This window comes from uncultured Psychrobacter sp. (assembly GCF_947495825.1).
Taxonomy (GTDB): domain Bacteria; phylum Pseudomonadota; class Gammaproteobacteria; order Pseudomonadales; family Moraxellaceae; genus Psychrobacter.
The window spans coordinates 1-21,851 of sequence record NZ_CANMAH010000013.1 but is presented as its reverse complement, the minus strand read 5'-3'; the positions used below and the strand labels follow the sequence as shown (position 1 = coordinate 21,851).

Genomic DNA, 21,851 nt, shown 5'->3' with positions numbered 1-21,851 from the left:
AAAGAACAAGACATCTAATGCCTTGTTCTTTTTTCATTCTTCTTTTATTCGCACTTCAGCACTTAGTTATATTACTGAGTGAATTGTGAATATTTGGCACAAGAGGCAGGTTGCCAGTAAGTCTCTGTAGCATAAAACTCGTCTTTACGCAGTATACCCTCATAGCTATCGTCAAAGATGATTTTATAACGGCAAGTCTCTACATTTTGATTGGCATCATAGAATTTGAGAATATAGTCCCATTCGCGGGCGTTGAAGCCTTCTTGAAAATGCGGTGTACCAATGAGTTTATAAATCTCGTTTTTAGTTGTACCGACTTTAATTTTGGCAACATCGTTTTGTTCAACGATTCTGCCTTCTCTTTGCCACGCTTTACTTTGATCGGGGAATACGAGATCATCAGGATGGACAGTTCCATGCTGTGCGCCAGGACTCACATGCCAAGTACAGCCAGTTACAGCCAATAATAAAGTAGCAGCCAATAATCCGTGGCCATAAGTAGATAAATTCATTGTTTATTCCTTAATATGTCATGAGTGATTTGACAATGTCTGTTCAAGTACAGACATTGTCACCATGCGTTTGTTTAGATTAAAAATGGAATCCTGCACCAATAGCACCACCAGCATTGCCTTGAGTATCAGCTGTACCATTTATTTTCATCACCCAGCGACCATTATCAGAGACTCTAGACACACCGATAGCAACTGCGCTCTCCCCATTGTATGAGGCAACACCGCCGCCTACCATTGATTTGCCAGGAATATAAGCTTGTGGTAATGAAGACATTGCCATCGCAGCTGAGATACCTGCATTGGCGTCATCTTCAACGTCATCGATTCTATAACCTAGCGAATCAACTTTGCCTTCAAGTTTTGAGTCCATATCAGCAATTTCACCATTGATTACTCTGTCAATACTGTCAAATTGATCATTAAGCTGACCTACGTTTACAGCATCACTATCCTCAACACCATCAGCGACATTGGTAATTCTATTGCCACCGTTATCGAGACCATTGTTACTTAGTTTGACCTCTTGATTATCACCACCTGTTAAGGTTACTCCTTCATTATTGACTGTGGTATTGCCAGCGACAACTCTATCTGTGGTCACGCTATCTACATTAATATTATTATTCAGATCGAATCTAATGCTGCTGCCTTGGGCGGTAGTGGTAACATTATTACCGCCTACAAAGCCAAGTACGCTATCATCACCTATTGGTTTATTGATATTATTGCCACTATCCGCACCAAAGTTTAATCCGCCATCCAGACGATTGGTATTATTAGTAATGTTGGTCGTATTGTTAGCGATGTTAGTCGTATTAGTATTTACTTGAGTATTAGTGTTCGTCACACCTTGTTGTATAGATCCGATAGCGCCATCGATAGTATCTTGACCAGTACCACCAATATCAGTAGTCGTAATAACACCACCATTGTTTACAGCATTACCACCGATTACAGTAGTAATAGAGTCTGCAGTGTTGTTTAACTGATCGCCTGTTATGGCATCACTAGAACCTGCTGCCACCGTACCATTACCGACGTTGGTGATCTTATTTCCGCCATTGTTTAGACCATTGGATGAGATGACGACATCTCCAAAGGTGGCGCTGTCTAAATTAACGTCCTTGTTTAAATCAAAACTTACATTGTTACTATTGGCGTCTTTAGAGACCACAATATTGCCATCTTGATTGTTGAGATCAACATTATCACCTGGCCTTACTGTACTTGTATTTTCACCCTGAGCACTAACATTAAAACCTTGGTTAGCAGAGTTAGCACTGTCTCTAACTTCATTTAATTGATCAAAGTTGACTGCATCTGACCCTTCTGTGCCTCTAGCCACATTGGTAATTTTATTGCCACCATTGTCTAGACCATTATTACTCAGTCTGACCGTTTGGTTAGAACCACCAGTTAAAGTCACACCTCCATTATTAATGAGAGTATTACCAGTTGTGACGCTATTTAACGCTAGATCTCTATTTAACTGGACTTGAACACCGTTGGCTGTAGTAGTCGAGGTTATATTGTCATCGCCAGTAACATTAATGGTGTCACCCAATGCAAAGTTAGTAGCTGTAACGCCATTACCAAAATTGATACCGTCATTAATTCTATTAGTATTATTAGTGATGTTAGTCGTATTACCACTAATATTATTTCTATTATCAGTAATATCTGTGTTCAACGTATCTGCAACAGAGAATAGCTGGCTACCATTGATAGCGTCTGTGCTGGTTGCCGTAACATTGCCTGCTGCGACGTTTTTGATTTGACGTTCTTGTCCGCTAGCACCCACAGATATTTGATCACCTGCTATGACATTGGTTGCTCCAGCAAAGTTATCAAATGTAACACCGCCTACAGTTGCGCTAGTGACACTATTTGCATCGGTGGTTGTATTGGAACCATTACCGATCGCTACCGAACCATCAGTAGTCGCTTGCGCCCCGCTACCAAGAGCAATAGAGTCTTGACCAGAAGCACGGGTTTGCTCTAATGTCTGATAAGCAGCACCCTTTTGTCCAGCGACATCTTCTGCTTCATCAATATCTGAAGCACCGATTGCAATCGAACGATTTCCCGTCGCTGTTGCAGAGTGCCCTACTGCTAAAGAACCTTGGCCTGTAGCCGCAGCAACGTTACCCATCGCTTGCGAGTAATTACCACTAGCAACGGACTGTCTGCCTACAGCAATAGCCGTATTACCACTAGCAAGCGTACCGACACCTATAGCCACACCTGCAACATCAGTGGTTCTTGCATATTGACCCACTGCCAAACCCAACGCACCTTCTGTACGTGCTCCTGTACCAATAGCCATCGAACCTGAGTTCATTCTCTCTGGTGTATAAGCTTGTCTATCACCTTCTTCCACAGTATTAGCACTAGTAGTGTTATTGGTGTAGTAAGGATTATCACGATCTGCAATTTGATATCCGACATCGTTGGTAAAGGATGCGCAACCGATCGCAATATTTTCTTTATTGGTACCTGAATTTGCTTGGCTATCATTAGTACACTCAGAGACAGCTGTACCACTTCCTGTGCCGCCGTTTACTCCGACAGCAGCAATAGCCTGTGAAGACATACCGATTGCCAAACTTGTTAAGCTGACAGCGATAAGCCCAGAACGTAACGCACTAAGACGTAGGCTATGACCGCTTTTTGTCCCTATGTCCGTATTTACAACTGAAGCGCTAATAGAAGACTTTGATGACTTACCTTTTGCTTTGGCATTTTCAGCGACTGCTATGAAGCATTGCAAAGCTTCATTCCATATGACTTTATAGTTGCGATTCATAATATACACTCCCAAACAGATCTATTAGATATAAAAAACAAAACCAAAATCTATGTTGCAGAGAGTCTAAATAACAAAATAAAACGGGCCTTAAACTTATATATACGTAACATCCTGTTAAGATGTAACCCGCCATTAAGCATTAAGAAGCGTAAAATTTTTGTATTGTAAACTGTCTGTTTCCACATATATTCATAATTCCGGATATATACATTCATATTAACGGATATATATATATAGAAACAATACCGTTAGACGATTATTTACAACCGTTCGTCAATACGTTTACATATTAACAACAAATTCAACCATGATTAAATGACTAATTCCATGACTAAAGGCTACCAAAACAAAGCCTTTTTTATAGCTACAGACTATATATCTCGGTAATAGACATAAAAAAAGACCTCAAGTACAAACTGACTTGAGGCCCTGCTTTTTAAATTTATTTTATAATGAAATTATGGACCCATAATTACAATTAATTATCTAAATACATATATCATTTACTAATTCTAAAATTATGACCATATAATAATGATTTCCTTGGGGAAGTAATTACTATGTAGGACTATAATTTATATTAGTCTGTTTGTAATATATGTTGTCTTAATAAATATTATGGTTGCTAAGCGGTTAATTATGGAAAAACACCCGTTTATCGGCTTTTAGGGTGATGTGCTATACCTAGTAAAAAAGTTCTGCTCTTCATCTATATCGCTAAAAAACTCCTTATTTAACTCAAACGGTAGAAGTTTATTTTATAAGTTTTAAAAACTTATTTTATTGCGTGAAATAAATTAGCGAATATAAAACCTAGTTTCAATGAGCTACACTAATTACATTATTTGACTAGATTATCCATTTTTTCATCATCAAATATAGAATTATCCATAATTTTTATGTGACACTATATAAATTCATTGCTTATAATAAATTTTCATATAATTATATATTGTCAATATAAGTATGGTTACGTATTATTAATATGCAACCATACTTACTTAAGATTGATTACTTTTAAAGACATTTGTTTTTAGCTTGGCTTAAACTGATAATTACAAAGTTTTGGTTTTATCAATTTTAATACAAAAGACCACTACTATAATTTATAGTAATGGTCTCGCTAGAGCTCATAGTTGATTGTTATTACACTCAAGTAGACATATAGAATGGACAATTAGCGGGCTAAGTAAGCAGTCATATCCTCTACACCATGCAATGTCATAGGATACATTTGATCATTAAATAACTTTTTGATTTCACCAATAGTTTGGGTATATTTCCAATAAGCTGGAGTTTCAGGATTTAACCAAGCGACTCTATCGAAGTGAGCCAGTACTCTTTTTAACCATACGACACCCGCTTCGTTGTTCATATATTCGACACTACCACCGACTGAAAACAATTCATAAGGTGACATAGATGCATCACCGACGAATATCACTCGATACTCGCGACCATAGGTGTTTAGTAGCTCAAAAGTTGGCATTGGCGCACTATGACGGCGATTATTATCTTTCCAAACATAATCATAGAGACAGTTATGAAAGTAAAAAAACTCTAATGTTTTAAATTCATTTTTTGCAGCGGAAAACAACTTTTCTAATGCTTCTACATGAATATCCATACTGCCACCCACATCGAACAGCATTAGTACCTTCACGCGGTTGCGGCGCTCTGCTTGCATATGAATATCGAGCACGCCTTTTTTAGCAGTACGCTTGATGGTCTCTTTGATATCGAGCTCATCAGCACTACCAGTGCGCGCAAACTGGCGCAAATTGCGCAGTGCCATCTGAATCTGACGGGTACCGAGCAGGTTATCGTCATCAAGATTGCGATATTTACGCTGCTCCCAGACTTTGGCTGCACTACGTTTGCGTGACTCCCCTCCGACGCGTACGCCTTCTGGATGATCACCATAAGCACCAAATGGTGAGCTACCACCTGTGCCGACCCATTTGCTGCCGCCTTGATGGCGCTCTTTTTGCTCTTTTAGACGCTCTTCAAGCGCTTTCATTAGCTCTTCAAGCGAGCCATATTTTTTTAATAAGCGTCGCTGTTCTTCAGTTAGATTTTTGGGATCTAGCTTGAGATCGAGCCACTCTTTTGGAATGTCCGTCAACTTTGCCATTAACTCATCAATATCTAAGCTATCGATTCCCTCAAAGTAATCTGCCATAGCCCGGTCAAACTTGTCAAAATGGCGCTCATCTTTGACCATGCATAGTCGAATAAGACGATACATGTCTTCTCGACTGGCAAAGGTAGACAGCGCTGGATTCTCAGGATGCGGCTGCATCATCAAACCCTGATCTAACGCGGCATTTAAATCAAGTAGCTCGCGCGTGCTGACTGGCACACCATAAGTACGTAAGGTATAAAATAGTTTGATAAACATAGTGTTTAACCTTAGCGGCGCATCATATTTGCAAAACGCTGTAATAAATTAACATCAGCTTCATTTTTTAGGAGCGCACCGTATAGAGGCGGAATGGACTTCTCGCCGCGTAGATTTTCTTCTAATTCTTCTTGTGCCATATCATCAGCCAACAGTAAAGTTAGCCAATCAACCAACTCTGAGGTTGACGGTGGCTTTTTGAGACCTTGAATATTACGCAGTTTATAAAAGATATCGAGCGCATCATTGACCAGCTTTTCTTGGATATTAGGGAAATGTACTTCAATAATTTGGCGCATGGTTTGCTCTTCTGGGAAGTCAATATAATGGAAAAAACAACGGCGCAAAAAGGCATCTGGCAGCTCTTTTTCATTGTTTGAAGTAATGATGACGACTGGACGCTGCTCGGCAGTAATGGTCTCGCCTGTCTCATAAACATAAAACGACATTTTATCGAGCTCATGCAGCAAGTCATTAGGAAACTCAATGTCTGCTTTATCCACTTCATCGATGAGGAGCACGCTACGCTCTTTACTGGTGAAAGCTTCCCAAAGCTTACCAGGCTTGATGTAGTTGCCAATCTCATATACCTTATCATCCCCTAACTGCGAATCACGTAAGCGCGATACTGCATCGTACTCATACAATCCCTGTTCAGCTTTAGTAGTCGATTTGATATGCCAAGTGATAAGCGGCATGCCTAAGCTGTTAGCCACTTCTTCTGCAAGTAGCGTTTTACCTGTGCCAGGTTCACCTTTAATCAGTAGCGGCTTTTGTAGTGTCATTGCTGCATTAACTGCCAGTTGCAGATCATCAGTGGCAATATAGCTTTTGGTGCCTGTAAAGCTTGGTTTTGCAGTCTTATTCTCAGTGCTCATGGTAAAATCTCTATCGTTGTTATCAATGTGAAATTATAGAAAATTAATGGTTTAGATTAGCACAGCATATCTCAATGCCCAAATACTCATGCGTCGCAGTCACTAGTAAAGCTCAAATAATTTATAGTTATAAAACAAATCTATGACCACAAAAAAAGACACGCTTAGGTGTCTTTTATCATGATACTTAATATCTATCTTGTATCTTTGTTATAGAGTTTTTAAAACTTATAATTAGTGCCAGTGAAAAGTTATTATCTCTTATCTAAATTGACTGAACTGCCTTTAGCAGCTTCCTCATTTTTGGTGCTAAGAGAATCTTTGGTCGTAGTCTTATCAATCACTGGGGTATTCACTGGTAAAGAGCCGTTACTTACCCCCCCTGTACTACTTTTTTCGCCTATATAATTACCTGTTGCCAGCTGCAGGTTTGCTTGTGTGTCTTCAGCGCTACGATGACGGGCTCTATCCAAACTTGACTCAAAAGCCCCGCGAATAAGCTGCCAGACAAAACCTACGAATAAACCGGCGACCAATACTATTAGAACGGGTAACGAATTGGTGATAGCGCCTACCATATCTTTCATCATAATAGCATAGACCACGCTAATGCTTGCCGGTGCAATGACACTAGGATCGCTCAGTGCAGTCCCTGGCGCCAAGAGAACAGCGAATAGGACCATCCAGCTCATGCCACCTAATGGGCGCGGTAACATACGTGCCACCAATATCCAAAGTAGCAATACTATGACAGAGCCGCCAAGGTATGCGTACATTGGCAAATCAGCAGGCGGCACATCTTTAACCATCTGACTCCACCAAATGACAATCTCACCAAGAAGATCGCTAAGTTTTTCTAGAGGTAAGCTTTCTAAGATACTTTTTAACCAGTCCATGCGTGTTTAGTTACCCGTGTTTAGTTACCTAAGTTTATAAGTTGCTCGGTTTATTAGTCGCTTGGTTTGTAAGTCAATGACAATAGTCTTACAGCTAGTAGAAAAATCGCTATTGAGAACATTACTAACTAAAAAATCAATAACCAAATAGTCATCTCATCGACTGACCGCTTAGCATCGATATACAAGCTTGATAGGTGATTAGTTTATCACGATATAGATACTCAATCGTAAATATTGTCTTGAGCCTCACGAGCACGTAACTCTGCTTGACGGCGCATCACATCTTGAGGCGGCATCTGGACAAAATACCCTTGGGATTTTAGTTTTGCTAATACATCCTTTTTATCAACGCGCGCAAGCTTTGGCGTTGTCTTTAGATTTAAATGCATAACAAATTTGCTCACCCCCAAACTGGCTCTAAAATCTTTTGGCAATACACTTAACCAATCTTTAATTTCGTCAGTGTCATCAGGGTAGTCTGGACGAGCGATGTAGACATACATATCGTCATGTTTGGGGAATTTATAAATATCACAATGCATAAAACACCTATCTAACACGAAAAATGAAAGCAAATCACACGTCAAAACTGACACAAAAAAATGCTTATGAATAATAGAATTATAGCCTATCACGGTATGACTTGTTATCAATAGTGACTTTTAGTATAGGCAACTTTATTTAGCGCTTAGTGTGTGTCTTCATTGAAACGTTACTCAGACCTGATTTTTAATTTATGAGCATCTGTCTGTCAACCTACCAAAATTTTAGATTTTTATAAAATTATTGGTATTAATCCCATTGATGACTTGTAAAAGCGTGCCTAACCTTTCATAATAAAAGCGTTTTTCAGGAGAGAGTCATTTAGCAGTATGAACCCTTATATTTATAAGGCGTTACTGATACTGCCATACGACCACCGAAGGCGCATCTACCCTGCCAATCGCTCAGGTAAAAGGACTGAAAAACACATGTCCCTCGTTGTCTATTTGCATTTTTTATTTTAATTTGCAATCTTACACAAGCGGCATAACAAATCTGGAGAGAGGTAAGGAGCCAGCAACGACACCTTACCCACCGAAGGGGAGAAAATACGATACTGTGTGCTCATATTGAGTCATAACTGCTAACATATAGCTATCGTATTGAAAATCTCAGGTCACAGGACAGATAGGGCTTCTGCTTAAACGGATATTATGCGTCCGTTTGGCTTACTGCTTTATTTTTTGTGCTACCCTTTAGAGCAACGTTTGCACCTTGCAATCTTGCTTCTCGCTACTGTAACGACGCTCATCATCCTCGTACTTTTTACAAAAGACTGATGACGTACACACAAGGATTTGTTATGACCGATACTAATTCTCAAAATACCAGCTCTCAGGACAATACTAGCCAAGCCCCTCAGCGCACTCCTCTATACCAGTCTCACGTCGATAGTGATGGCAAGATGGTGGATTTTTCTGGCTGGGAGCTGCCAATTCATTATGGCTCGCAAATCGAAGAGCATGAGGCTGTACGTACTGATGCTGGCATGTTTGATGTTTCACATATGGTAGTGGCTGATGTCAAAGGTCAAGACGCCAAAGCATGGTTACAAAAACTGCTGGCAAACGATGTCAACAAACTAAAAACAGTCGGTAAAGCTTTATACTCTCCTATGCTTAATGAGCAAGGCGGTATTATTGACGATCTTATTGTCTACTTAATAAATGCTGATGAGACTGAATATCGTATCGTATCAAATGCGGGCACTCGCGATAAGAACATCGCTCACTTTAATAAAATTGCTGACGCTTTTGATGTCACGATTACTGAGCGTCCAGAGCTTGCTATGCTTGCCATCCAAGGACCAAATGCAGTAGCAAAACTGGCTCAAGCCAAACCAAGCTGGAGCGCTATTCTTGATGGATTAAAGCCTTTTGTTGGTGCTGATCTTACCGATATAGAGGGTAAAGATTGGTTCGTCGCTCGTACTGGTTATACGGGTGAGGATGGCGTTGAAGTCATTATGCATACTGATGACGCGCCAGCTTTTTTTGAGCTATTAAAAGCCAATGGCATCAAACCTGCTGGGCTTGGCGCGCGTGATACGCTACGCCTAGAAGCCGGTATGAATCTTTATGGTCATGATATGGATGAGAGCATCAGCCCTTACGAATGTAACATGGGCTGGACACTTGCTCTAAAAGACGATCGCGACTTTGTTGGTCGTGAAGCCTTGGTCAACCAGCGCAAGCAAGCAAAAGAAGACGGCTCTGCAATGAAACAAGTTGGTCTACTATTGACAACTCGTGGTGTCTTGCGTGAAGGGATGGAAGTGACCATCAACCAAGGAGCGGACAACGAGCAAAAAGGCATTATCACTAGTGGTACATTCTCCCCTAGCCTCAAAAATTCTATCGCTATCGCCCGTGTTCCTGCTAGCTTATCAGACGATGATAAAGTGCAAATCGATTTACGTGGTAAAGGTAAATTCGTAGATGCACGCGTCCTCAAGCTACCATTTGTACGCAATGGTAAACAGCAGTTCGACTGATTTTAATATTGACTAAATTAAACGAATACTGTTTGATTATGGGTTAATCGAGACTTTTGACAACAACGCTGACAGTGTCGATTGACCACAGCCTATTATTGGCTCTTATTTTTTATGTGTTCTATTAACCAGCCTCTATCATTTAGGAGAGACACCATGAGCAATGTTCCAGCAGAATTAAAATACATCGCTAGCCACGAATGGTTACGTTTAGAAGAAGACGGTACTATCACCGTTGGTATCACTGATCATGCCCAAGACTTGCTTGGTGACGTGGTGTTCGTTGAGTTGCCAGAAGTTGGTGACACTATCGTCGTTGATGATGAAATCTCAGTAGTAGAGTCAGTAAAAGCAGCCTCTGATGTGTACGCGCCTATCTCAGGTGAAGTCGTTGCTATTAATGAAAGCTTAGAAGATGATCCAGAAATCATCAACTCAGACCCTTATGGCGATGGCTGGTTCTTTAAAATGAAGCCTGACAACTTGGATGACTACGAAGCACTATTAACAGCTGAAGAGTATCAAAACGAGCTATAATTTTTTAAAGATTTGATGCTGACAACCTATGTTAGCTATCTGAAAACTGCAGATATTGGCGTCAGCTGATGTCTGCTTATGTCTTATAAGACATAGTAACCTAATCAAGAAACCTATTGGCTATCGCGTAACGCTATTTATATCATCTTATTATCACCTGTTTTTTGCTTATATTTTTTATTTTTCTTTTATTAACGCGACGTTTTGGAGCTTTATATGAGTCAAGCAAATACTAACGACAACCATATCAATGCAGCCGACGCGCCAAAGATTCAAGCAGAAAAACCCAAGACAGATAATCTAGCAACGCCAAGCCATACTCCGCAACTGCAAGCCTTTCGCGAAGTTATAGAATCACGTCGTTCGGTACGCCGCTTTACCGATACGCCTATTCCTGATGATGTGCTCGCAGATTGCCTACGTTTGGCCATGCTAGCGCCAAACTCTAGTAACTTGCAGCCATGGGAGTTTTATGTGATCGATGGCGCAGATAGCCGCAAACGCGCTGTCAAAAACTGTATGAACCAAAATGCTGCAAAAACATCTGCCCGTTTGATTGCCGTTGTTGCACGTACGGATATTTGGCACGATCACGCTAAACAGATTCTGCGTGAATATCCTAATAAGCCTGTACCTAAAAAGGTTAAAGACTACTACACCAAAGTAGTCACAGCAGACTTTTTGCGTGGTCCGATAAACGCAATCTCTGTCGTTAAATGGGGCGCAACGCAAGTAGCTAGGCGAGTAAAAGGTCCAATAAAGTCGCCTTACTATACCTTTGAAGATGTCAAAAACTGGGCGACAAATAATACGGCGCTTGCTGCTGAGAACTTGATGCTAGCATTACGGGCACATGGGTTTGATAGCTGTCCGATGGGTGGTTTTGACGAGCCTGCAATGAAAAAACTACTCAACCTTGGCGATGACCACCATATCGTTATGATGATTGGCGCAGGCGAGCGTTCTGACAAAGGTATTTATCACGAACAGTTTCGCTTCGATCAAACGCAGTTTGTTCACTATGTTTAACCCTATCTATTGTTAAGCTTTGTACGGTCTATCTCATATTTTTTAACCCTTTAATAAGTGTTTGGTCTAAAGTTATTTTCTCAATTTTAGCCCATCTTTTTTATCCTAACTTATTACTTTTTACCAAGTCTATTAAGGATTGTCATGACTAATTCTCAAAAACCTACCTTTGATACTTTTAAAGGTTTATTTAATGAAACTGAATTTGTTTATCGTCATCTAGGTTCCAACGATGCCAAGCAAGCTGATATGCTAAGTGCTATTGGTTACAAAGACATGGCAAGCTTTATTAATGATACGGTCCCTGAACCAGTACGCATACATAGAGAGTTAGATTTGCCACTTGCAATGAGTGAGCATGCAGCACTTGCCAAATTACGTACTATGGCAGACAAAATTACCGTCAATAAGAGCTATATCGGTCAAGGTTACTCGCCTGTGCGTATGCCAGCGGTGATTCAGCGTAATGTGCTTGAAAATCCAGGTTGGTATACTGCTTATACGCCTTATCAAGCCGAAATCGCTCAAGGTCGTCTAGAAGCATTGCTTAATTTTCAGCAAGTTTGTATTGATCTCACTGGACTTGAGCTAGCTGGTGCATCGCTACTTGACGAGGCGACTGCCGCTGCAGAAGCGATGGCCATGTCAAAGCGTATGAGTAAAAGCAAATCAAACCAATTTTTTGTTGATGAGCGTATCTACCCACAAACACTAGATGTTATCCACACTCGTGCCAAGTATTTTGGTTGGGAAGTCATCGTTGGTGATTTTGAGACTGCCAAATCGGGTGATTATTTTGGTGCCTTATTTCAGTATGTCGGTGTCGAGGGTGATGTTAAAGACTTAACCGACGTTATTAGCGCCGTTAAGAAAAACAAGACCTACACCTCAGTCGTTAGCGACATCATGAGCTTGGTATTATTAAAGTCACCTGCTGATATGGGTGCAGACCTTGCCCTAGGTAGCACGCAGCGTTTTGGTATTCCTATGGGCTTTGGTGGTCCACATGCCGCCTACTTTGCATTCTCTGATAAAGCAAAGCGCTCAGCACCTGGTCGTATCATCGGGGTCTCAAAAGACTCACAAGGCAATACCGCCCTACGTATGGCTCTACAGACTCGTGAGCAGCATATCCGCCGCGAAAAAGCCAACTCAAATATCTGTACCTCACAAGTATTGCTCGCCAACCTTGCTGGCATGTATGCCGTCTATCATGGCCCAAGCGGTGTAAAGCGTATTGCCACTCGTATTCATGCATTTGCGACTGCTTTTGCTGACGTTATTCGCACTGCAGATAGCGACAATCAACTAAATGTCGTCCATAAGCAGTTTTTTGATACTGTGGTGGTTGATTGTGGCTCAGAAAAGCTTGCCACACAAATCTTTGAGAATGCAGACAATGTCGGCTACAACTTATGGCGTTTGAGTGAAAGTAAACTGGGTGTATCATTTAGTGAAATCAGTGACGAAAAAGACTTTAATGTCTTAACTCAGTTGTTTGTTAATAAGTCACATGATCTGCCTGAAGTGGCCTCTGTCTCTTTAGATGCCACTCATCTACGGACAGACGATATACTGACTCATCCCGTATTTAACTCGCATCATACTGAGCACGAAATGCTGCGTTACTTAAAATCGCTTGAAGATAAAGATTTGGCGATGAACCGTAGTATGATTCCACTTGGTAGCTGTACGATGAAGCTAAACGCTACAAGCGAGATGTTACCTATTACGTGGCCTGAATTTGCGAACGTGCACCCTTTTGCACCGCGCGATCAAGTCGGTGGCTATATCGATATGATTGATAGCTTACAAGAGCAGCTAAAAGCAATCACAGGTTTTGATGATGTCTCTATGCAGCCAAACTCTGGTGCTTCAGGTGAGTATGCAGGTCTGCTGGCGATTCGTCGCTATCATGAGTCACTGGGCGAAACAGATCGTGATGTTTGCCTCATTCCTCAGTCAGCACACGGTACCAACCCTGCGACAGCGATGATGATGGGCATGAAAGTCGTCGTGGTTAAAACAGATGATAACGGTAACGTAGATATCGATGATCTTAATGCTAAGTGTGAAGAACACAGCAAAAACCTTGGCGCCTTGATGATTACTTACCCATCAACGCATGGGGTATTTGAAGAAGGCATTCGCAAGATTTGTGACCTCATCCATAAGCATGGTGGTCAGGTTTATATGGATGGCGCCAACATGAACGCCCAGGTTGGTATCATGCAGCCTGCTGACGTTGGTGCAGACGTACTACATATGAACCTTCACAAGACTTTTTGTATTCCACATGGCGGCGGTGGTCCTGGTATGGGCCCTATCGGTATGCAGGCGCATTTGGCTCCATTTATGGCCAACCATACCATTACTCCAGTCCATAATGCGCAACAGGACTGCTCAGCAGTGTCTGCAGCACCGTATGGTTCAGCAAGTATCTTACCGATCTCATGGATGTATATCACTATGATGGGCCGTGATGGCTTACTTGAAGCAACCAATCTTGCGCTATTAAATGCCAACTATGTTGCCTCTCAGTTAAAAGACCACTACCCTGTTCTATATACGGGCAAAAATGGTCAAGTCGCGCACGAATGTATCATTGATATTCGTCCACTAAAAGAAGATACGGGTATTAGTGAAAGCGATATTGCCAAACGCTTGATGGATTATGGCTTCCATGCACCAACGATGAGCTTCCCAGTAGCTGGCACCTTGATGATTGAGCCGACAGAGTCTGAGTCTGTCGAGGAGCTAGATCGCTTTATCAGTGCACTAAAATCTATCAAAGCCGAAGCGATGAAAGCCAAAGCTGGCGAAGATGGTTGGACGCTTGAAGACAATCCATTGGTTAATGCCCCGCATACAGCTTCTATGATCACTGATAGCGAATGGACACATCCATACAGCCGTGATGTCGCTGCGTTCCCGCTGCCTTATGTCCGTGCTCATAAGTTCTGGCCAAGTGTGGCACGCGTTGATGACGCTTATGGTGATAAAAACCTAATGTGTTCTTGCCCAAGTATCGAAAACTACATGTAGTATTTGATAGCAGACAGTTATCTTAAGTGTTTTATATAAAAAAAACCTCCAAGTCAGTAGCTGATTTGGAGGTTTTTATTTTGTACACTACTGATATATCTATTTTACATGAGCAATCAACACGATTATTTAACGATATACTAAGACGTATTCAATACTCATTAATAGGCAATGCTGATCTTTATTTAACCCACTTTTTGGACGATAACATGCAACAAAAAAATCGCGTCATTCTTATTCATGGTCTGCATCAAACCGCATGGATTATGCGACCATTGGCCAAACGCTTGCAGGCTGCAGGCTTTGATACTCATCAATACGGCTACCGTAGTATGCGAGACAGTATTACTACCAATAGTCAGCGTCTTAATACGTGGCTTGAAAACAACCATCATCCCGATCAGCCGATAGATTTGGTGGGGCATAGTTTAGGAGGGCTTATTATTCGCGATTTTGTTTACCATTATCCAAAGTGGCAGATTGGACGCTGTGTGACGCTAGGCACGCCGCATATTGGCAGCGTTTGTGCCGATTATATTTGGCGATTAACCCCTGCCATTGTAGGCCGCTCATACGTCGATGCATTAGACGGGACGGTAGCACCATTGCCACAACATATCACTTTAGGAGTGATTGCGGGTAACAAGCCCTATGGCTTAGGGCAACTATTTTTGCAATATCATAATCGAAAATTGCGTAAAGCAGACAAATCAAATCCTGAGCAAGAACTTGTGCATGATGGAACGGTATATGTAAAAGAGACTAAAATTGACGCTGCCACGGATCATATCGTCTTACCTGTCTCGCATACAGGAATGCTCGTGAATGAGTCAGTGGCTAAGCAAACTGAACACTTTTTGCAGCACGGAAAATTTAAACGCTGATATTTAACCAAGAAAAATATCCAAATACTTAAACATTGATACCCATCCCTTGCTGCAATTCAGTCTTATGTTGTTCAATCACTGGAATCAAAGTTTGCATCACCCATTCATTGCGCCAGCCTTTTAGACCTTCTGGTAATTCGGCCAAATCTTTATCGAAGGCAATAACCTCATAAAGCTGACCTAACCATTTTTTACGCATAAGCACGTTAGCCGGCACACCAAGCTCTTTAGCTTGCTCATCTACCGCTTGCTGTACCGCTTTTGATAGTACTTTATTTTTCGAGCGGTATGGCGGTAGTAGACACTCTGGATGCTCAGCAGGCGCTAAGTTTTTTGCCTCTTTAATGACCTTTAGCAGCTCCTCACCATAAAGGCGCAACATACTGCGGTGCATCGTCGTCTTATGGGCAAGCGCGCGCATACTGGTTGGTTGTTCAGTGATAATCTCACGCACCGCCTGTTTTTTGATTACAAAAGTACGCGGCTGGTTGGTCGAACGTGCCAGCGCTTCACGCCAAGTAGCCACTGCTTTTAGTATAGCCATCTGCTCTGAATTATAACGATAATCTGCCATCGTCAAATACATAGCTTCATCTTCAACATGCTGCACCTTGTATAGCTCATGAGCATAGAGCTGACAATCCGCCCATACATAATCATATAGACCTTGTCTTTTTAATTCGTACTCCAAACTTAGATACAGTGCTGGTAAAAAACGCACATCATCGATTGCATACTGTTCTTGCTCATCTGACAATGGACGTTGTAGCCAATCAGACTGGCTTTGTTCTTTGTCAATTTGCATGTCTAGCTGATCATCAAGCGCTTGCTGATAACCCATTTGCAGTTGACCTGTTAAATAAGACAGCGCAATTTGCGTATCAAAAATATTGGTCAATGGCGGACAGCCAGAGAGTAGATAAAAAATGCCTAGATCTTCTCCGCAAGCATGCCAAATCGCCACATCGACTTCAGTTAGGACTTGCCATAGTTCAGCTAGTTGCAGTTGCGGGGCATCTAATAAATAAATGTGATCGCCAGTATTAAGCTGCACTAAAGCAAGACGTGGATAGTAAGTGTCACGCTTGATAAATTCAGTATCTAACGCTACCCGCCCGCAAACTTCCAAGGCCTTGATAACCTCGTCCAATTGCGCTTGCTCACGTACCCAAGTGACAGATGCTTCATCTGCTATGTCTAGCAACGCGTCAATATCCGGCTCGGCAGGCATGTCTACCACATTAGTAGCTGCATGTGTTTGACCATCGTCAACGCCTTCTTTTGCATCGGGTTGCAAAACATCGTCTTGAGACAAATCATCTTGCGAAAAATCAACTTGAGATAAATTGGTTTGAGCGCTTACATCAAAAGAGCTTAGATCAGACACGGGCAGATACCTGCTTAGATAGAAAAGAATAGAAGAAAAAAGAGCGCTATTAATAGCGCCTAGAGACAATAAAAGAAAATTATAACAAATTAGCGTTCATGTTTTGGAGCGTTTCGTATGACAGCGTCAAGTTTAAAGCCATTATTTACGAGACTAAAACATATAGCTTTTGTTTATATTATAAAAAGGAGCGATTTTGTAGTGCCTGTCCTAATGTCATACTATCTAAATATTCAAGCTCACCGCCTATGGGTACGCCTTGTGCCAAACGTGTGACTTTATTGACATGACGACTCACCGCTTCGCTGATAAAGTGTGCCGTTGTCTGACCTTCAACAGTGGTACCTGTTGCCAATATCAGCTCCTCAACCTGCTCTTGTTTAACGCGCCATACCAGCTGGTCAATGTTTAAATCATCAGCGCTAATACCATCAATCGGTGACAGATGCCCACCTAAAACAAAATAACGTCCACGGTAGCCTGCGGTTTGCTCAATAGCCATGACGTCAGCGGCGGTTTCAACCACACATAACAACCCATCATCACGTCTTGGATCTTGGCACAGTGGACAAACCGCATCATCACTAAAGCTATGACAACGCTGACACTCAACAATATCACGCATTGCCTCATCAAGTGCTTGGGCAAGCGCCATCCCTTGTGGACGTTTTTTGGTAAGGAGGTGGAGTGCCATACGCTGAGCACTTTTTTGACCAACACCTGGTAAAATACGCAGCTGTTTAACCAGCTGATCAAATTTGGCTGTAAGCAAATCTGCATCCTTTATCTATAAACCGTAGATATAAAAATGGGGTCGTATCCGGTGGATAACAACCCCATTATTGTCTTCAATATGCAGTATTTACCGCAAATTAAGACTTAGAATAAACCTTGCATACCTGGTGGCAGACCCATACCTGAAGTCGCGCCAGCCATTGTCTCTTCATATAGCTCATCCGCTTGACGGACCGCATCATTGATAGCAGCAGCGATCAAATCTTCAATCATATCAGGCTCATCTTCAAGTAAGCTTGGATCGATACTTAAACGCTTGACCACATGACGACCCGTCATAGTGACTTTTACTAGGCCACTACCCGCCTCTGCTTGGACTTCTTTATTTGCTAGATCTTTTTTTGCCGATTCAACATTGGCTTCGACCTTTTTTTGCATGGTCTGAGCCTGTTGCATAAGTGCTTGAATGTTCATAATTGCCCCTTTGTTTTATACAAATGAATGATAAATAGCTTTTAATCATAAAGTTAATACGATAACGTTGATTATACCGTCATCTTTATAAACTGTCTAAACCGCGCGCCAAATCTTTGATAATGTCTTCCACATCTTCTAGTCCTACTGACAATCGAATCAGCCCATCTTTGACGCCAGCCTCAGCGCGCGCCTCAGGGGTGAGCCTAAAATGAGTCGTGGTCGCAGGATGAGTAATGGTGGTTTTGGCATCTCCTAGATTGTTAGTAATAGAGACCATTTGTGTTGAGTCAATGACATGCCAAGCAGCTTCTTTTGTATCGCGTTTGTTGGCATGATCGTCATCAGCAGACGCTTTAACCTCAAACCCCATAATTGCGCCATAGCCATTATCCATGTGATGCTGACGCTTGGTAAGCTCGTGAGAGGGATGGTCTAAGAGTCCTGAGAAGTGCACTTTACTCACGTTAGGATGATTGTTCAAAAACTCTGCCACTTGATTGGCATTGGCACAGTGCGCCTGCATACGCAATTTAAGGGTCTCAAGCCCTTTAGTAAAGACCCAAGCATTAAATGGACTCATACTAATGCCGCCTGAGCGTACAACGGTAAATGCTTCTTGCATCAGCTTATCACTACCGACCAGCGCGCCGCCTAATACTCGGCCTTGTCCATCCAAGTATTTGGTCGCAGAATGAATCACCACGTCGGCACCTAAATCTAATGGCCGCTGCAGCGCTGGCGTGGCGAAGCAATTATCAACGACTAGTAACACGTCATTGGCTTTACATAATTTACTCAAATAACCAATATCACAAATTTGGGCCAAAGGATTGCTTGGGCTTTCACAATAAACCACCTTAGTATTTGATTGTATGGCATTTGCCCATGCTTCATTATCAAGGCAATCGACATAGCTGACCTCAACGCCAAACTTAGCCATGTAATTATTGAATAAACCAATGGATGAGCCAAAGAGCTGATTGGCTGCAAGTAGATGATCTCCTGACTTTAGATAGGCCAAGCACATAGTCAAAATTGCACCCATGCCTGAAGCAGTGGCCACCGCACGTTCACCATTTTCAAGTGCGGCTAAGCGACGCTCAAAGGTACGCACGCTTGGGTTGGTATGGCGCGAATAGACATTACCGGTCTTTGTCCCATCAAAATGCGCAGCAGCATCACTTGCTGAAGTATAAACATAAGAGCTTGTGGTAAAAATAGGTTCGGCGTGCTCGCCTTCATCAGTACGATGCTGCCCTGCACGAACCGCAATCGTCTGCATGCCATAATCGAGGTCTAGATCTAAAGCATCATCGCGCCAGTTTGGGTCCAATTGATTTAAATTGCTTTTATCATGCGCTTGCGATTGACTCATAAGTTTTCCGTTACTATGGTTATTAACATTACTAATTGTATTTTTAATGATAGATAAGTCAAAGCGCTTATCATATCATGCTCCCGTATATCAGACATTAAATTTCAGGTATCGCTTTTGATTGCTTATCTATTTCAAATTTATTTTAAAACACTTAACCTGCATAGTCGGTTTGAAGTATAGGCAGATACTGCGTCACCTGCTAAGCTTGGCAGCTTTTTAAACTGAGCTTTAAACGTTGCTATTATATGTCTTATAAACAATGCTATTATTCCTCCACATTAGTCTATATAGATTTAAGTATATTTCAAAACTTACCAAGGTAAATCAGTTATGTCGATGTTAAGTAGAGAGCCGAGCAGCTTGTCACTGAGTCTAACACTTGGTCTAACATTAGGTCTTAGTGGATGCCAAAGCTTGCCAAAGCAGCCACACCTGCCTGAAAGCCAAGCGTTATCAGCACGTGTCAATGCTTTATACCAACAAGACAGTAGCTTGGATAATGAAGGCAAAAATAGCATCATTGATAATAACGACTTAGTGGCAGCCATCAGTGAACAAAACGATATCCATCCTGAGCTATCGGGTTATCATCCTATTGTCACTGGAGCAAATGCTTTCGCCTCGCGGAGTATTCTGACTGACATGGCTACTCGCAGTATTGATGCGCAGTATTATATTTGGCATGATGACCAAGCAGGCCAATTGTTGTTAAAGGACTTATGGGAGGCCGCTGAACGCGGAGTGATTGTACGTCTGCTACTTGATGATTTTAATAACAATGCAAAGCTTGATCAGCACTTATTGCGTTTTGCCAGTCATCCAAATATCGCTGTACGCATTATCAACCCTTTGATGCATCGTAAGGTTCAAGCGTTGAACTTCGTGACTGGTTTGCCGCGTATCAACAGACGCATGCATAATAAAAGCATGACCTTTGATAAACAAATTACCGTTATCGGAGGACGCAACATCGGTAACGAGTACCTTAGTAATGATCAAAGCAGTCAATTTGCTGACTTAGACGTGCTACTTATAGGTAAAGTAGTAGCCGATATTGACAACAGCTTTATAAGCTATTGGTCAGCCCCTATATCCTTTGATATAGAAACGCTAGTGACTCTTGATAAAGACGCTACTAGTAATTTTTTGACCGGTTTGGATAAATTAGACGGAGATGAGAAGAGCGGTACCAGCAGTAGTTTAGCGATCTATAAAACAGCTATTGAAGACTCATCTATCGATACCGATCTTATCAATAAGCGCGTACCATTTCGTTGGACAGATATGCAGTTCTTGAGCGATGATGTGGGCAAATTGACCAAAACCGTCCCTACTGACAGCAACTTAGTCCATCAATTAAGGACACTACTCGGTAGCCCGTCTGAGAAGCTCACCATCATTTCGTCCTACTTCGTCCCAACCAAAGATGGCGTAGATACTTTAGTACAACTAGCAAAATCAGGTATTGATATAAAAATTCTGACCAACTCGTTTAATGCAACTGACGTGACCGCTGTTCACTCTGGGTATAGTAAGTGGCGCCCTCTGCTGCTTGGTGCTGGCGTTAAGATATATGAGCTAAAATCAACAGCTAGTGAAGAAAAGCGCGAAAACAAACTGTGGAAAGCACGTAGTCAATCGTCAACCAGCCTACATGCAAAGACTTTTGCTGTAGATGACCACCAAGTTTTTATTGGTTCCTACAATGTTGACCCACGCTCAGCTAATATTAACACTGAAATGGGCGTGATTATTAACGACGATGAGCTGGCAAGACAATTACATGCGGCACTCAGTGATGATCTATTGAGCCAAGCTTATGAAGTAAAGTTAATAGATAACCATCAGTTACAATGGCATACGCTCGAAGATGGAGAGAAAGTGGTGTATGATTCAGAACCAAAAGTAGATTTTACTGATCATTTATGGCTGACTATCATGTCTTGGTTGCCTATTGATTGGTTGTTATAAATGTTATTACCCATTACATAGTCACAAGATATTTTCGTCAAAACCTTTTTTAGTCAAAACGCTCTAACTTATTCTTTTGGCAAATCAGCATCTAACCATGTTGGTTTGTCGTTTTTTATGATGGTCGGTTATCTCTATGGTGACCGTCTCAACAACCACTTTTACATGTGGATGCTTGATCTTATGCCCTCTCGTTCTCAATACGCCCTGATGTCTTTTAAAGATAAAAGTACCGTTCTGTTTGTCTGCTTTTGCAGCGCTATTACTTTTTTTGACTTTCTAATTTATTTAGGGGCTGTAGTAGATAAGGATTAAATATCACACCATTTTCTCAAGGTTTTCAGCTGATTAGATGGTGAGCCATAGT

Annotated in this window: 16 protein-coding genes and 2 riboswitches; of the genes, 6 read left to right on the top strand and 10 right to left on the bottom strand. The window is 41.6% G+C overall.

The annotated features are described in order from the left end of the window. Positions 1–71 precede the first annotated feature (71 nt). From Q0895_RS12400 to Q0895_RS12375, 6 genes are all read right to left on the bottom strand, one after another. Complete coding sequence (locus tag Q0895_RS12400) at positions 72–512, bottom strand: outer membrane protein assembly factor BamE (protein ID WP_299189417.1); 441 nt, start codon at positions 510–512, stop codon at positions 72–74. 79 nt (positions 513–591) lie between these two features. Beyond that, positions 592–3,321: a YadA-like family protein gene (locus Q0895_RS12395; protein ID WP_299189414.1), complete on the bottom strand. Its 2,730-nt coding sequence runs from the start codon at positions 3,319–3,321 to the stop codon at positions 592–594. Positions 3,322–4,501: 1,180 nt separating this feature from the next. Beyond that, complete coding sequence (locus tag Q0895_RS12390; protein WP_299189412.1) at positions 4,502–5,725, bottom strand: VWA domain-containing protein; 1,224 nt, start codon at positions 5,723–5,725, stop codon at positions 4,502–4,504. A gap of 11 nt (positions 5,726–5,736) precedes the next feature. After that, complete coding sequence (locus Q0895_RS12385) at positions 5,737–6,603, bottom strand: MoxR family ATPase (RefSeq protein ID WP_058368504.1); 867 nt, start codon at positions 6,601–6,603, stop codon at positions 5,737–5,739. Between the two features lie 254 nt (positions 6,604–6,857). After that, the gene (locus Q0895_RS12380; RefSeq protein ID WP_299189411.1) at positions 6,858–7,499 is read right to left on the bottom strand and encodes a hypothetical protein; all 642 of its coding nucleotides are present in this window, start codon (positions 7,497–7,499) and stop codon (positions 6,858–6,860) included. Between the two features lie 224 nt (positions 7,500–7,723). Next, complete coding sequence (locus tag Q0895_RS12375) at positions 7,724–8,044, bottom strand: YcgL domain-containing protein (protein ID WP_299189410.1); 321 nt, start codon at positions 8,042–8,044, stop codon at positions 7,724–7,726. A 298-nt stretch (positions 8,045–8,342) separates the two neighbouring features. Further along, positions 8,343–8,475: riboswitch (glycine riboswitch) on the top strand. Between the two features lie 55 nt (positions 8,476–8,530). Further along, positions 8,531–8,682: riboswitch (glycine riboswitch) on the top strand. 165 nt (positions 8,683–8,847) lie between these two features. Between Q0895_RS12375 and gcvT the strand changes: the two genes are divergently transcribed. The 5 genes from gcvT to Q0895_RS12350 all read left to right on the top strand — a co-directional run bounded on the left by gcvT (position 8,848) and on the right by Q0895_RS12350 (position 15,533). Then, entirely contained in the window at positions 8,848–10,038 is a 1,191-nt protein-coding gene (gene gcvT, locus Q0895_RS12370; protein WP_299189408.1) for a glycine cleavage system aminomethyltransferase GcvT, read from the top strand. A 156-nt stretch (positions 10,039–10,194) separates the two neighbouring features. Then, positions 10,195–10,575, top strand: coding sequence for a glycine cleavage system protein GcvH (gene gcvH, locus Q0895_RS12365; RefSeq protein ID WP_299189406.1), 381 nt, complete (start codon positions 10,195–10,197; stop codon positions 10,573–10,575). A gap of 216 nt (positions 10,576–10,791) precedes the next feature. Next, positions 10,792–11,604: a nitroreductase family protein gene (locus Q0895_RS12360; protein WP_299189404.1), complete on the top strand. Its 813-nt coding sequence runs from the start codon at positions 10,792–10,794 to the stop codon at positions 11,602–11,604. 144 nt (positions 11,605–11,748) lie between these two features. Next, on the top strand, positions 11,749–14,649 hold the full coding sequence (gene gcvP / locus Q0895_RS12355; protein WP_299189402.1) for an aminomethyl-transferring glycine dehydrogenase: 2,901 nt from the start codon (positions 11,749–11,751) through the stop codon (positions 14,647–14,649). A gap of 209 nt (positions 14,650–14,858) precedes the next feature. After that, a complete protein-coding gene (locus Q0895_RS12350; RefSeq protein ID WP_299189400.1) occupies positions 14,859–15,533 on the top strand; it encodes an alpha/beta fold hydrolase in 675 nt (224 codons plus the stop codon). A 28-nt stretch (positions 15,534–15,561) separates the two neighbouring features. On the opposite strand, the gene Q0895_RS12345 is transcribed toward Q0895_RS12350, so the two are convergent. From Q0895_RS12345 to Q0895_RS12330, 4 genes are all read right to left on the bottom strand, one after another. Continuing rightward, positions 15,562–16,923, bottom strand: coding sequence for an HRDC domain-containing protein (locus Q0895_RS12345; protein WP_299189397.1), 1,362 nt, complete (start codon positions 16,921–16,923; stop codon positions 15,562–15,564). 178 nt (positions 16,924–17,101) lie between these two features. Then, positions 17,102–17,695 carry a recombination mediator RecR gene (gene recR / locus Q0895_RS12340; protein WP_299189394.1) on the bottom strand — a complete coding sequence of 198 codons (594 nt, stop codon included), beginning with the start codon at positions 17,693–17,695 and terminating at the stop codon, positions 17,102–17,104. A gap of 107 nt (positions 17,696–17,802) precedes the next feature. Next, a complete protein-coding gene (locus tag Q0895_RS12335; RefSeq protein ID WP_058368496.1) occupies positions 17,803–18,132 on the bottom strand; it encodes a YbaB/EbfC family nucleoid-associated protein in 330 nt (109 codons plus the stop codon). An 85-nt stretch (positions 18,133–18,217) separates the two neighbouring features. Next, the gene (locus Q0895_RS12330; RefSeq protein WP_299189390.1) at positions 18,218–19,510 is read right to left on the bottom strand and encodes an O-succinylhomoserine sulfhydrylase; all 1,293 of its coding nucleotides are present in this window, start codon (positions 19,508–19,510) and stop codon (positions 18,218–18,220) included. Between the two features lie 333 nt (positions 19,511–19,843). Here Q0895_RS12330 and Q0895_RS12325 point away from each other — a divergent pair, with 333 nt between their 5' ends. Next, positions 19,844–21,484, top strand: a complete 1,641-nt coding sequence (locus Q0895_RS12325) for a phospholipase D family protein (protein ID WP_299189388.1) — start codon at positions 19,844–19,846, stop codon at positions 21,482–21,484. The last annotated feature ends 367 nt before the right edge of the window (positions 21,485–21,851 follow it).